Annotated in this window: 11 protein-coding genes and 1 riboswitch; of the genes, 5 read left to right on the top strand and 6 right to left on the bottom strand. The window is 41.4% G+C overall.

Features of this window, described 5'->3' with window-relative positions:
• Nucleotides 1–39: 39 nt before the first annotated feature.
• Both ACP8HG_RS02035 and ACP8HG_RS02040 read right to left on the bottom strand, forming a co-directional pair.
• Nucleotides 40–1,074 carry an enoyl-CoA hydratase/isomerase family protein gene (locus ACP8HG_RS02035; protein WP_338652981.1) on the bottom strand — a complete coding sequence of 345 codons (1,035 nt, stop codon included), beginning with the start codon at nucleotides 1,072–1,074 and terminating at the stop codon, nucleotides 40–42.
• 15 nt (nucleotides 1,075–1,089) lie between these two features.
• On the bottom strand, nucleotides 1,090–1,875 hold the full coding sequence (locus ACP8HG_RS02040; RefSeq protein ID WP_067207412.1) for an enoyl-CoA hydratase-related protein: 786 nt from the start codon (nucleotides 1,873–1,875) through the stop codon (nucleotides 1,090–1,092).
• Nucleotides 1,876–2,397: 522 nt separating this feature from the next.
• Here ACP8HG_RS02040 and ACP8HG_RS02045 point away from each other — a divergent pair.
• From ACP8HG_RS02045 to ACP8HG_RS02055, 3 genes are read left to right on the top strand one after another with little or no spacing between them, the layout of a single operon-like run.
• On the top strand, nucleotides 2,398–3,138 hold the full coding sequence (locus ACP8HG_RS02045; protein ID WP_067207414.1) for a metal ABC transporter ATP-binding protein: 741 nt from the start codon (nucleotides 2,398–2,400) through the stop codon (nucleotides 3,136–3,138).
• On the top strand, nucleotides 3,138–3,995 hold the full coding sequence (locus ACP8HG_RS02050; protein WP_067213888.1) for a metal ABC transporter permease: 858 nt from the start codon (nucleotides 3,138–3,140) through the stop codon (nucleotides 3,993–3,995). The genes ACP8HG_RS02045 and ACP8HG_RS02050 overlap by 1 nt, the downstream gene beginning before the upstream one ends.
• A gap of 33 nt (nucleotides 3,996–4,028) precedes the next feature.
• Entirely contained in the window at nucleotides 4,029–4,961 is a 933-nt protein-coding gene (locus ACP8HG_RS02055; protein ID WP_067207416.1) for a metal ABC transporter substrate-binding protein, read from the top strand.
• Nucleotides 4,962–5,169: 208 nt separating this feature from the next.
• On the opposite strand, the gene ACP8HG_RS02060 is transcribed toward ACP8HG_RS02055, so the two are convergent.
• From ACP8HG_RS02060 to tenA, 4 genes are read right to left on the bottom strand one after another with little or no spacing between them, the layout of a single operon-like run.
• The gene (locus ACP8HG_RS02060) at nucleotides 5,170–6,147 is read right to left on the bottom strand and encodes an ABC transporter substrate-binding protein (RefSeq protein WP_338652976.1); all 978 of its coding nucleotides are present in this window, start codon (nucleotides 6,145–6,147) and stop codon (nucleotides 5,170–5,172) included.
• Nucleotides 6,144–6,884: an ABC transporter permease gene (locus ACP8HG_RS02065; protein WP_438298124.1), complete on the bottom strand. Its 741-nt coding sequence runs from the start codon at nucleotides 6,882–6,884 to the stop codon at nucleotides 6,144–6,146. Before ACP8HG_RS02065 ends, ACP8HG_RS02060 begins: the two co-directional genes overlap by 4 nt.
• A complete protein-coding gene (locus ACP8HG_RS02070; protein WP_421102609.1) occupies nucleotides 6,881–7,630 on the bottom strand; it encodes an ABC transporter ATP-binding protein in 750 nt (249 codons plus the stop codon). Before ACP8HG_RS02070 ends, ACP8HG_RS02065 begins: the two co-directional genes overlap by 4 nt.
• Nucleotides 7,617–8,309 carry a thiaminase II gene (gene tenA, locus ACP8HG_RS02075; RefSeq protein WP_421102613.1) on the bottom strand — a complete coding sequence of 231 codons (693 nt, stop codon included), beginning with the start codon at nucleotides 8,307–8,309 and terminating at the stop codon, nucleotides 7,617–7,619. The genes ACP8HG_RS02070 and tenA overlap by 14 nt, the downstream gene beginning before the upstream one ends.
• 107 nt (nucleotides 8,310–8,416) lie before the next feature.
• A riboswitch (TPP riboswitch) is annotated at nucleotides 8,417–8,520 on the bottom strand.
• A 150-nt stretch (nucleotides 8,521–8,670) separates the two neighbouring features.
• Between tenA and ACP8HG_RS02080 the strand changes: the two genes are divergently transcribed.
• Nucleotides 8,671–9,828, top strand: coding sequence for an exonuclease SbcCD subunit D (locus tag ACP8HG_RS02080; protein WP_421102615.1), 1,158 nt, complete (start codon nucleotides 8,671–8,673; stop codon nucleotides 9,826–9,828).
• On the top strand, nucleotides 9,825–12,902 hold the full coding sequence (locus ACP8HG_RS02085; protein WP_421102617.1) for an SbcC/MukB-like Walker B domain-containing protein: 3,078 nt from the start codon (nucleotides 9,825–9,827) through the stop codon (nucleotides 12,900–12,902). Before ACP8HG_RS02080 ends, ACP8HG_RS02085 begins: the two co-directional genes overlap by 4 nt.
• The last annotated feature ends 204 nt before the right edge of the window (nucleotides 12,903–13,106 follow it).

Here is a 13,106-nt window from a genome sequence, read left to right on the forward strand (position 1 = left end):
AAAGCCGAATTCCTTTTTGGGGGATTCGGCTTTCTATATTTAGTCAGCAATGAAAAAGCCGTTGACCATTTCATTCGAAACAGATGAAATGTGTGGATACTTATAGCAAGGTGCTAAATCTTTATCAATCAAGACAGAGCGAACTCCTTCGAAAAAGTCTTCGTGTTTCATGAAGTTCATTGCAAGAATAAGGTCTGTGGCAAGGCATTCTTCCAATGTTTTTTGTTCGCCGTCAATTAACTGCTTTAGTGTCACTTTTAATGATACAGGTGATTTCGTACGCATTGTTTCTATGGCTTCTTTCGCGAATGAAGTATCATTTTCCCCTAAGGCATCGAAGAGGGATTCTATCGTCGTCTGAGAGAAATGGTCGTCTATGTCTTTTTGCAAAGATACTAGTTTGCCTTCATCCGGTGCGGTTGATGTGTATTTTGCGAGCAATGTGTCAATGGTTGTTTGCTCCCATTTCCTTCCCTCCAATTCATCGATGAAAAGCAGGAGTTTTTCATGAGACATAAAATGATCTGCTCCATTTATATACAGTACATCTGCAGCTTTTAATTGTGTAGCCGTCAATGCTAAATATCTTCCGATGAATCCCGGAGCCTTATTTAAAAAATAGGCGGCACCTACATCTGGGAAAAAACCAATTGTCATTTCTGGCATTGCCCAAACGGTACGCTCGGTAACGATTTTAATAGAAGCACCATAAGTTAAACCTACGCCGCCTCCCATGACAATACCATCTAAACAAGCAATGATTGGTTTAGGGAATTGGGCAATGGATAAATCTGTTTGATATTCTTCTGTGAAAAAGTCGTTTGCTTTTTGGAGACCATTTTCACTATTTTTCGCTTCATATAATGTTTTAATATCTCCGCCGGCACATAAACCTTTTGTTCCTGCACCTTTGATTATGACAGCTTTGACACGTTCGTTTGTCTTCCAATCTGTTAATTTTTCCCCGATTGCTTGAACCATCGCGAAGGACAGTGAGTTTAAAGCTTTCGGCCGATTGAGTAAAATTGTAGCAACTCCATTGTCGCTTATTGAAAAAAGGACTTCTTCTGTCATTGTTCACAACCCCTTTTACGTATGTTTAAATAGCGGTTTTCTTTTTTCAATAAATGCGTGTACACCTTCCTTGGCATCGTCTGTTAAAAACAGTTCAGCAAAATTGTTACGTTCCCGTTCTAACCCATTTACTAAGGATTCATTTGCTCCCTGTATGATACATTCTACAGCTCGCGTGATGCTGGTCATACTCTTACCGTCTACAAATGCTTTGGCAATCGTTTTAGCAGTTGGCAAAAGATCTTCTGGGGAAACGACTAATTGGATAAGTCCAGCTTCCTTTGCCTCGTCGCCGTTAAGTTGTTTGCTTGTTAAAATTAGTTCCAATGCAGTGGCTGTACTGGTTATCCTGCTCAATCTTTGCGTTCCGCCGAACGTAGGGATAAGCCCAAGTTGAAGCTCGGGTAATCCCAGTTTGGCTGCAGATACGGCAATCCGGTAATGGCAGCTCATAGCCAATTCCAATCCTCCACCAAGACAAGCACCATTAATGGCTGCGATAACGGGTTTTTTCATCGATTCTATTTCGTTGCAAATTGCTTGTCCCGCTGTGGCCATTGCCAATCCTTTCTGGTCGTCACCTAGTGCGTCAATGAATTCTTTAATATCAGCACCGGCAACAAAGAAGCGACCTGCACCAGTTAAAATAATCGCTTTCAACTTATCATCATTGGCAAGACATTTAAAAACCTCTCTTAGTTCGGCAATGCATGCTGTTGACAATGTATTGGCTGGTGCATGGTCTATTTCCACGATTGCAATGTCATCTTCAATCAGTAGATTTGTGAAATTTCTCGACATGATTTCTCCACTCCTTTATTAACTATATTTGTTGACATAAAGAATCCACTCAACAACGCTCGGCACCCCTATGAGGCGCATTCGCTGGTGATTATATAGAATCATTAGTTCAATATATATATTAGTTATGCAATTATCATGCCAGTCTAAAAAGTGTGTAGTAGGAATGTTTAATTAATATGGAACTGTTAAACTGTCTAGACAGTTTTACAGTTATTCGTCAGATAAAAGTTTTCGTAGTCGGGAGATTTTCATCGGTTGAAGCCTGTGAACTGAAATCTAATCAGGGAATCTACGGATGCTGTTGGTATGGCTTTCTAGGGGTTATTTTTCAAAAAAATATTTTTTTCTTTACTTTTGGTTTTAGATGTTCTACTATGAAGTTAGTAAAGTTTCCTGAGGGAAACAATAATGTAATTCATTTTTTTGCCTATAAAGTTTCCCTAGGGCAAAAAAAATTTGGATTTAAAGTTTCCCTTGGGAAACTCCGGCATATAAATAGATATATGGAGGTGTGTAAATATGAAAGATGCAATTGTAGTTTCGAATTTGCATGTGTCGTATTTCGGAAAAGAAGTGCTACATGATATAGAGTTCACGATATCAAGTGGGAAATCAGTTGGAATCATTGGACCGAATGGAGCAGGGAAGTCCACTTTGCTTAAAGTGTTACTAAATTTGATTTCAAAAGATAAAGGGGATATTACAATCCTTGGTTCCACGCTGAAAGAGGTCCGTAAACGAATTGCTTACGTTCCGCAGCGTAGTACAATCGATTGGGATTTCCCGATTACAGTCAAAGATACAGTTCTTATTGGTACGTATCCGACAGTTGGATTATTAAAAAGGCCAGGGCGAAAGGAAAGGGCATTGGCTCTGAAGTGCCTTGAAAAGGTTGATATGATCGAGTTTCAGGATCGGCAAATTGGAGAATTATCTGGCGGTCAGCAGCAGCGTGTTTTCCTGGCTAGAGCACTTGCTCAGCAGGCAGATTTGTTTTTACTCGATGAACCATTTGTTGGAATTGACGCAACGAGTGAAGAGATGATTGTGAAGATTTTAAAAGAGTTGCGCGATGAAGGAAAAACAATCATCGTCGTCCATCATGATTTGAACAAGGCGGAAAAATATTTTGATGAACTGTTGTTGTTAAACAAGGAGTTAATTGCGAAGGGCAGTGTGAAAGAAGTGTTTACGCCTCAAATGATTTCAAAAGCATACGGCGGACAATTATCGTTTTTAGATGGGGTGATGGCGAAATGATGCATTTCATCGAGGCAGTTATGCAATATGGTTTTCTGCAAAAAGCGCTTATTACATCGGTGATGGTTGGTATCATTAGTGGCGTCATTGGCTGTTTTATTATTTTAAGAGGAATGGCCCTGATGGGGGATGCGATATCTCATGCCGTATTACCAGGTGTCGCAATTTCTTTCATGCTAGGTATCAATTTCTTTATCGGAGCGGTAATAACGGGTATTTTAACAGCTATCGGTATAGGATTCATCAACCAGAACAGTCGTGTGAAAAATGATTCTGCGATTGGCATCATGTTTACTGCTGCATTTGCCGCTGGGATTATCCTTATCACATTTATGAAGAGTAGTACAGATTTGTATCACATCCTGTTTGGGAATGTGTTGGCGGTCAGACCTTCTGATATGTGGATGACACTAATAGTTGGTATTTTCGTGTTGTTAAGTGTGTTTATATTTTATAAAGAGTTGCTTGTCAGTTCGTTTGACCCGATTATGGCTCAAGCATATGGGCTTCCGACTAAGATGATCCATTACTTTTTAATGGTTCTATTAACACTTGTTACGGTCGCATCGTTACAGACAGTGGGCATCATATTAGTCGTTGCGATGCTTATTACACCCGCTTCGACAGCTTATTTATTAACTGATCGGCTGTCTGTCATGATAGTCATTTCAGCTGCATGTGGAACGATTTCGGCGATAATTGGTTTGTATTTGAGCTTTACGTACAATCTTGCATCTGGCGCAACAATCGTACTCGTCGCAACCGCTTTATTTTTCTTAGCATTTATATTCTCACCGAAACAAGGTTTATTGTGGAGAGCTATTCGAACAAATAAACAAAAATCAGCCGTTTTATAAAAGGTAATTCAAAATAGAAGGGGAAGATTGTGAATGAAAAAGAGTATGCTATTGTTTGCGCTGGTTGTTGTTGGAGTCTTGTTGTCGGCATGTAACCAAGGGGCGACTGCTCCAAAAGAGAAGGGTGAAAAACTGCAAGTCGTTGCGACGTATTCGATTGTCTACGATATTGTGAAAAATGTCGGGGGAGATTTGGTCGATGTTCACAGCCTTGCACCGATTGGATCAGATCCTCACCAATATGATCCACTTCCGGCAGATGTCGCTTTGACGACAGATGCAGATGTTGTTTTTTATAACGGGCTAAATTTAGAAGAAGGAAATGCATGGTTTACTAAATTGATGGAAACCGCTGGAAAAGCGGGGGAGGATGCGCCGGTATTTCGTGTAAGTGAAGGGGTTGAACCGATGCTCCTCAGTTCGAAGGACCATTTAGGGGAAGAAGATCCCCATGCTTGGCTTGACGTGCGCAATGGCATCAAGTATGTAGAAAACGTGCGTAAATCCCTGAAGAAAATTGATCCAGAAAATGCAGACATCTATGATGAAAACGCGGATGCATATATCACTGAACTCAAAGCCCTTCATGAAGAAATCGTGGAGAAAATGAACAAGATCCCAGAAGAACGACGGATACTCGTGACGAGTGAAGGTGCGTTCAAATACTTCTCCAAAGCGTATGATTTTAATGCAGCCTACATTTGGGAAATCAATTCACACCATGAAGGAACACCTGAACAGCTGACAACTATCATTGCAACTATCAACGAGGAAAAGGTTCAAGCATTATTTTTAGAAACAAGTATCGATCCACGTAGCATGGAGATGGTATCAAGGGAAACGAATGTGCCGATTAAAGGGAAAATCTTTACGGACTCTCTAGGGAAACCTGGTGATGATGGCGATACGTATGTGAAAATGCTAAGATGGAACGCAGACATGATTTATAGTGGTTTGAATCAATAACAAAATGATGAAGCAGCCAGGACTTTTTACTTCAAAAGTCCTGGCTGCTTTTTGGTGGAAATAGTTGTGTCGGTGATAACCTAATCCATGGCGGTGATAAGTCCGTTTGAGCCGGTGATAACCCAATCCGTGGCGGTGATAACCTCGTTTGAGTCGGTGATAACACAATCCATGGCGGTGATAAACTCAGTATAAGCTTGTTTTTTTGTTAGTCCATATTAATGAAAATCCCATCAAGATTTGCTTCGTTTTTCAATAATCCGGTTTCTGACATCCAATCGGCAGTTGCTTGCCATGCCTGTTCATCCTGCTCACCAAACGTACCAGGTGCTGTCATTTTCGGAAGAAGAATCGAAAGTGACTCTCTTTCAACAACCTCGACGAGTGGGAAATTCGCTTCATCCTGGTATTTTAGCAAGATAGATAGCGCTTCTTCAGGATCTTTCTCCATATCATCAAAGGCTCTTCCGGCAGCGCGCCAAAATGCTTCGATGTTCTTTTGGTCTTTCTTCCAGGTATCGTCACTTGTCACAACAATAAGTTCATAAAACGAAGGTATTTCGAAGTCTGTCGGGTCAATATAGCCTGTTGGAAATCCTTCATATTCAAGTAGCGGTACTTCATGATTAATATATGCCCCGATAACAGCGTCTGCTTTTTTTGAAATCAATGCAGAATTTAATTCAAACCCCACATCGACCATGTTTACTTTACCGTAGTCTGCACCATCTGCTTTCATCATTGTTTCTAGTATTGCTTCGTTCAAAGGGATTCCTGAATAGCCTACAATTTTTCCTTCTAGATCTTTTGGTGACTCGATACCACTTTCTTTTAAAAATGCTACGTGATTCAATGGCGAACGAACGAGAACGCCGACGGATTTAATACCGATATTCTGTTCAGACTTTGCAATTATAACGTCAGGCTGATAGGTGATGCCCATAGTCACTTTTCCTGCTGCTGCAAGGTTAATAGGATCAGTCGGACTTGCGGGGAACTTGATATCCAGTTCAATGCCTTCATCTTTGAAATAACCTTTTTCCTCCGCAACATAAAGGAAGCTATGTACAGCATTAGGATACCAATCAAGCATGATACTTACCTTTTCTGTTTTTTCATTAGTATTGCACGCGCTGAGCAATAGAATTAGCGCAATACTTGTAAGTGATAATGTGATTTTCTTCAATTTTTAATCCTCCATTTTAACGTTCGATTTTCAATAATGGTCACGCAGATGAATAGACCGATTCCGACGGCACTCAGTACAAAGATGGGTGCGAAAACAGCTGCACCATCGAACTGCGTCATCATACGCCTACTGAAGTAACCAAGGCCTGCCTGCGCGCCTAACCATTCTCCGATTGCAGCGCCAATTACACTTAGTGTCACAGCGACTTTCATTCCAGAAAAGAAATGAGGGAGGGCAGTTGGTACGGAATATTTATAGAAAATATCCTTTTTTGAAGCACCCATCGTCAAAAAAAGTTCTTGTATATCTTTTTTTCCTGACGATAAACCATCGAATGTATTCACTGTTATCGGAAAAAATGTGATGAGCACAGTAACAGCAACTTTGCTCCAAATTGTGTAACCAAACCACAGTACAAAAATAGGTGCAAGCGCAATAATAGGAACCATTTGAGATGCAATGAGAATTGGATAGAGCGCTTTTCGTACGCCGGGATGGGAAGACATTAGCACTGCAATTGCTGTTCCTGAAATAATCGAAATGGCTAGGCCGATAATAATCGTCATCAAAGTAACCGGTAGATGTTTCAACAATAATACTTCCCTCAGTTCCCAAAAACGTATAAAAATTTGTATAGGGGAAGGGAGAATGAACGCTTTACCGTAAAGGCGTGCACCCAACTCCCAGATACTTAGAAATCCTGCAATGATTACTAAGGAAGCCGTATTTTTCACAGCGAAACCTCACTTCTGAGCTTGCCGATAAGCAGTTCTTTTAGCTCGAGCATTTCAGCGCGATGTAAATCGTTTCTTATTCGAGGTCTTTCAAGAGGCACTTCGATTTCCACGAATGAAGTGACAGGTTTGTTTTGCAACAGAAAAATACGGTCTGACAGAAACAGTGCTTCCTCTACGTCATGTGTGATGAAAAGGACAGTTGATTTGCGCTTTTCCCACAGATTGATGAGCCACTCTTGCATAGCCAGTCGAGTGATAGCGTCGAGGGCCGAAAAGGGTTCATCCAATAACAGTAGGGAATTGCCAGAAAGGACAGCGCGCAAGAAAGCGACGCGCTGCTTCATTCCACCCGAAAGTTCGCCGGGATAGTTATCCTCCGTTCCACCAAGGCCGAACTCCTGTAATAATGGTTGCACTTGTTCCTTAGCAGCCTTCTTATCTAATCCGGCTACTTCAAGTGGAAGGCATGCATTTTCTAAAATGGTTCGCCAAGGAAGTAGCAAATCTTGTTGGGGCATATAGCCGACCTTTCCGAGGCGCTGAGTATTTGGATTCCCTTCAAGAGAAATGGTACCGTTTGAGGGTTCATCTAATCCGGTTACAAGACGGAAAATCGTGCTTTTACCGGAACCGCTAACACCAATTATCGAAATAAACTCACCGGGAAGAATGTTGAATGACAGATTATCGAGTATGCTGTTGCCTGATTGGTACGTGAATGAAACACCGTCAAACGATAGCATTTATCATTTCAACTCCAGGCCACATTTGTTTTGTATTTGCCATATCCCAAAACATATATTCATAACGAGTTGTATTGAGGAAGATCTCCTCGAGCTTTAACAGTTCATGCTCCGGTTTTCCTTCTGTTGATTTGTTCATTAAATCAATACACCAGCCCGCAAGTTCCTCGAATTCATCCGAAGAATACATCTGAATCCAATCGCCATATAACGAGTGATCGGCAGCACCTGGAATAGCATTTAGCTCCTTACCGATTTCCCAGTAACTCCATGCGCAAGGAAGCAGAGCAGCCATCACTTCCGCAACGGTTCCATTTTGACAGACGTGTAACATGTAGTGCGTATAGGCAAGAACAATTGGTGACGGCTTAGCGTTTTCAAGTTCCTGTTCAGAAATGCCGAACCGCAGTGCGTAGCTTCGATGCAGGGCCATTTCCTTGTTCAGCGTCCCATCGAGTAGTGTCGCGAATTTGCCCATCGTTTCCAAGTCGTCGGCTTTTACAGCCCCGATCGCAAACAGTTTTGCATAATCAATCAAATACAAGTAATCCTGTACCATATAAAACCTGAATTTATCCGGATCAAGCGTCCCATCGCCAATTCCTTGTACGAACGGATGGCTATGATTCTGTCTCCAGATTGGTAACGTCTTTTCTAACAAACGGTCAGTGAACTTCATGATATCAACACTCCCTTTGTATTCTTGAAAACCAAAAAACCCACTCCTTGAAGAAGAAGTGGGTTGTAGACAATCAAAAGTATCCCGGAAAATAGACCGGCAGAATTATTGTGTCAGCACCTCTTCCTTACGCTGGTATTAACCAGTTCAAGTTATAAGGGTCAAGGCACATGCCTCTCTCAGCTCTGTTAGAGCACCCCTAGCGGTGGATCATATGAAATTGGACTCATCCCCATTATAAGCATATTAAAAATAGAAGGTCAACCTTAACTTTGTGAAAAGTTAGAAAGGAATGTATGTTTCCTTTTACAAGAATTATCCTGTAAAGTAGAAAGAAAAAGTATTGAAAGGGGAAATGAATTTGAAATTTTTCCATACAGCGGACTGGCATTTAGGCAAGCTCGTTCAAGGTATATATATGACAGAAGGACAGCGTTATGTGCTTGATCAATTTGTAGAGGTAGTCAAAAAGGAGAAGCCAGATGCGGTCGTTATCGCAGGCGATTTGTATGACCGTGCGGTGCCACCTACAGAAGCGATTGCACTACTTGACGAAGTGCTTGGAAAAATCACTATGGAACTTGGAATACCAGTCCTTGCGATTGGAGGAAACCATGATAGCCCGGGACGCCTCCATTTTGGAAGCGGATTGATGCGAGTAAATGGCTACCATATTGCAGGTCAGATGACGAAAGTAATCGAACCGGTCGTTTTGTCAGATGACTACGGTGAGGTTCATTTCCATCTCGTACCATTTGCGGATCCTTCTGTTGTAAAACATTTGCACGAAGATGAAACGATTGTGAACCATAACGATGCGATGAAGAAAGTGACGGCAACTATCCGTGAACAAATGGCAGAGGGGGTCCGACATGTATTTGTTGGACATGCTTTTGTGACACCTCACGGAGAAAGTGAAAATAACACGAGTGACTCCGAACGACCGTTGGCAATTGGTGGGGCAGAATATGTGTCGGCGCATCTTTTCGAAGGATTTAATTATACTGCACTTGGCCACCTACATCAGGCACATTATGTGTTAAATGAAACAGTGCGATTTGCGGGTTCGCCAATGAAATATTCGATTTCAGAAGAACATCATAATAAAGGGTTTCTAATTATCGAACTTGATGCTGCAGGGCAGGTATCTGTTGAGAAACGGGAGTTGAAGCCAAAGCATGATATGCGGACGGTTGTAGGGACGATGGAAGATATTTTGTTGCACCCAGTAAGTGAGGATTATGTTTTTGTTAAATTGCTAGATGAGACACCGGTTTTATTCCCGATGGAAAAAGTACGGTCAGTCTATCCGAACGCGATGCATGTTGAGCGTAAAGTGCTCATGCTGACCGCAAATGCGATTGATGAACAACGTATGGAACATGGGAGGCATGATGATTTAGCACTCTTTAAAGCATTTTACGAAGAGATGAAAGGCGAAGCGGCAGACGTAGAAACGGAGACCCTCTTTTCAGAAGTGCTCCATGAAGTTATGCACAAGGAGGGGACAGAGCTGTGAGACCAATTCAATTAATGATGACGGCATTTGGACCATATAAAGGGACGGAAACAGTCGATTTCAGGGAATTGAAAGACAATCGACTCTTCGTTATTTCAGGAGCTACTGGTGCGGGGAAAACGACAATATTTGATGGGATTTGTTTTGCGTTATATGGCCAGGCGAGCGGAGAAGATCGAACGGATAATCGCGCGATGCGAAGCGACTTCGCAGACGACGCAGTTCAAACGACCGTTGAATTGACGTTTGACATTCATAATCGAACGTACCGCATCATGCGGCAAATACCGTATGTCAAACAAGGGAACAAGTCCGAAACGTCTGCGCGCTGCGAGTTCTATGAACTGACGGAAGACGGGGAGGTACCACTTGTCGACAGGCAGATTGTATCTGAAATTAACAAGAAGGTAGAAGAACTAATCGGCTTTACACAAGCACAATTCAGTCAGATTGTTATGCTACCGCAAGGAGAGTTCCGAAAGTTTCTAACGTCTGATACAGAAAATAAAGAAACAATCATGCGGAAAATATTCAAAACAGATAAGTACCGTGAAATTGTGGAGCAGCTAAAAGGGAAGAAAGACAACGCACAAGCGACTCTGATGAAAGAGATGCAACAGAGCGAGGGGCATATTGGACAAATAGCGACCTTACTGCCCGAGCGTGAGTCATCGGTCTTTACTGTTCTTGCGAATGAACATTACAATGTGAATCAAGTCGTTCAAGGATTAGAAGAAGAATTTGCGTTTTATCAAGACAAGACGGTTGTTGTTAAAAAGAGTTACGATGAAGTTTATGCAAAACATACAAAAATGCAAGAAATGTACCACGCCGCGAAAAGTATGAATGAACGTTTTATTGAACTACGTCAAAAAGAATTATCGTTAAATAAGTTAACGGAACAGTTGCCGATTGTGGAACAAAAAGAACAACAAATAGCCGACGCAGAGCGAGCTGTTTCAATCGGTGAACTTGAGATGCAATTACTCAAATTGAAAGAAGAAACTGCCACGAAAGCAGGTAATCTTAAGAATGCGAAGGAAGCAGTCCAGATAGCAGCAGAAAAAATGGAACTTGCTGGAGAGCATTTTCGAGTGGAAGAAGCAAGAAAAACTGACCGTGAAAAGCTGACGGAAAGTTTGATTCGACTAAAAGATTTCCTTCCGGCGGTTTCAAGTTTGGCATCGAAGGAAACTGCTCTTGATGTGATGAAAAAGGAAAACAATCATTTGGAAAAAGAACTTGAGAAAACCGTTAGAATGACTGATGAAGAAACTAAGAACTTGGAAAAAGTGAAAGTAGAAATCGAGATGTTTGAAGTGGGACAAGTTCAGTACGATGAACGTATCGATCAACTAAATGAAACGATTGAAAAGTGCAAACTACTGGATGAATTCATTGCGATTCGAAATCGGATACACGTATTGGAACAAGGAAAGAATGATCACGAGGCGCGTTATGAGAAAAGTAAATCGGAATACGATGCAGTAGAACAACTTTGGCTAAATAACCAAGCAGCTATGTTGGCTGAGTCTTTAAAAGACGGGGAATCCTGCCCGGTATGTGGGAGTGAACATCATCCCGCTAAATCGCATAAAACAATTGAAGTAACCATTTCAAGGGAAAAGCTGGAAGTGGAGAAAGAACGGCTGAAAGAAGTCGAGGGGCAATTCCGAACCGCGGCTATTACCTACCAAAATACAATCGAGCAGTTAACTGATAAAGAAAATGAAATGAAGCGGTTAGCTATAGAAAAGGATAATAATAATTTACATGAGGTAAAACAGAAGCTAGAAGCGGAAGTGGCTAAGCTTCGCGCAGATCGAAAATTGCTTGTTAATCTGAAAGTGGAATTGAAAAAGAAAGAAGTAATTACAGCGCAAATCGTGGCGCAGAAAACTGAAATGGAACGTGCATTGTTTCAACAAAAATCGTCCTATGATACACAACTAGCCCTGTTTAACATGACATTACAAACGATACCCGAAGATGTACGGGTACTAGCCACGCTTCAGGAGCGGATTGCTGAAACTGAAAAGAAAAAAGAAGAATTAGATTACGCTTGGGAAGTAGTCCAGAAAGTGCGTGAGGAAACGAGCGAGAAGCTGGGGGCGGCGAAAGTAGCAGAAATTCATGCTGGGGAAACCTTGGAAGAAGTTGTAGGGAAGAGGGGTCAGGCGGAAAGTAGATTCAAAAAAGCATTAGAAGAATCGGCATTCCCAACAGAACAGGCTTATCGTGAGGCGAAAATGCAAGAAGTTGACCGCATTTTGTTGAAAGAAAAAGTGGCGGTATTCAAACAACAACTTTATAGTTTACGCGATGCAGTAGGGGAGTTACGGGTACTGCTTGAAGGGAAAGAAGTGGTGGATTTGAGCGATTTGGCAACGAAAGTGGCCAAATTGAAAACTGATTATGAAGCCGCTCTTACTGACTATAATGCTTCTTCAGAATATGAAAAAAACGCATTCAGTTTGAAGGAGAAACTTGTACAGTCATCCGTAACAGTGATTGAACTTGAACGAATATATGGGAGAATCACAGACCTTTACGATATCGTAAGAGGACAGAACGGTTTGAAGTTGTCATTCGAACGCTATATTCAAATCGAATACTTGGAACGCATTATCCAATCGGCGAATGAACGTTTGAAAGAAATGTCGAACGGGCAGTTTGTTTTAATCCGCAGTGACCGTCAGGAAGTACGAGGGAGACAAAGTGGACTGGGTCTCGATGTATATGATGCTTATACAGGGCAAACACGTGACGTGAAGACATTGTCAGGTGGCGAAAAGTTCAATGCCTCTCTCTGTCTAGCACTTGGTATGGCAGATGTCATTCAAAGTTTCCAAGGTTCGGTGTCAATTGATACGATGTTTATTGACGAAGGATTCGGGTCGCTTGATGAAGAGTCGTTGAACAAAGCAATTGACACATTAATTGATCTGCAGAAATCAGGTCGTATGATTGGTGTCATTTCTCACGTTGAAGAACTGAAAGCTGCATTCCCTGCGATTCTCGAAGTGAAAAAAGCAAAAGAAGGCCATAGTCACACGAAGTTTACTATTAAATGAGTTACTCTTATGTCCGTTTGCATGTTCGATCATGCAAACGGACAATTATTATATCGAAAATAGTATCATGATTTGTTTATTGTTAATTTATCAGAAAAATCAATGTTTTATTATTCTTTTTAACATAATAAATTGCCATTATTATATTGCATTTTGTAAAGGAAAAGAGTATTATTAATTCAGCGATATATTGCATACGTGTAA

Origin of the sequence: Sporosarcina sp. FA15, assembly GCF_051550195.1 — a bacterium.
GTDB lineage: Bacteria > Bacillota > Bacilli > Bacillales_A > Planococcaceae > Sporosarcina > Sporosarcina psychrophila.

What these genes read in the sequence shown, in the direction of transcription:
- ACP8HG_RS02045 (WP_067207414.1), top strand. Translation starts at nt 2,398, where the DNA reads ATGAAAGATGCAATTGTAGTTTCGAATTTGCATGTGTCGTATTTCGGA.
- ACP8HG_RS02035 (WP_338652981.1), bottom strand. Translation starts at nt 1,074, where the DNA reads ATGACAGAAGAAGTCCTTTTTTCAATAAGCGACAATGGAGTTGCTACA.
- ACP8HG_RS02050 (WP_067213888.1), top strand. Translation starts at nt 3,138, where the DNA reads ATGCATTTCATCGAGGCAGTTATGCAATATGGTTTTCTGCAAAAAGCG.
- ACP8HG_RS02055 (WP_067207416.1), top strand. Translation starts at nt 4,029, where the DNA reads ATGAAAAAGAGTATGCTATTGTTTGCGCTGGTTGTTGTTGGAGTCTTG.
- ACP8HG_RS02070 (WP_421102609.1), bottom strand. Translation starts at nt 7,630, where the DNA reads ATGCTATCGTTTGACGGTGTTTCATTCACGTACCAATCAGGCAACAGC.
- tenA (WP_421102613.1), bottom strand. Translation starts at nt 8,309, where the DNA reads ATGAAGTTCACTGACCGTTTGTTAGAAAAGACGTTACCAATCTGGAGA.
- ACP8HG_RS02040 (WP_067207412.1), bottom strand. Translation starts at nt 1,875, where the DNA reads ATGTCGAGAAATTTCACAAATCTACTGATTGAAGATGACATTGCAATC.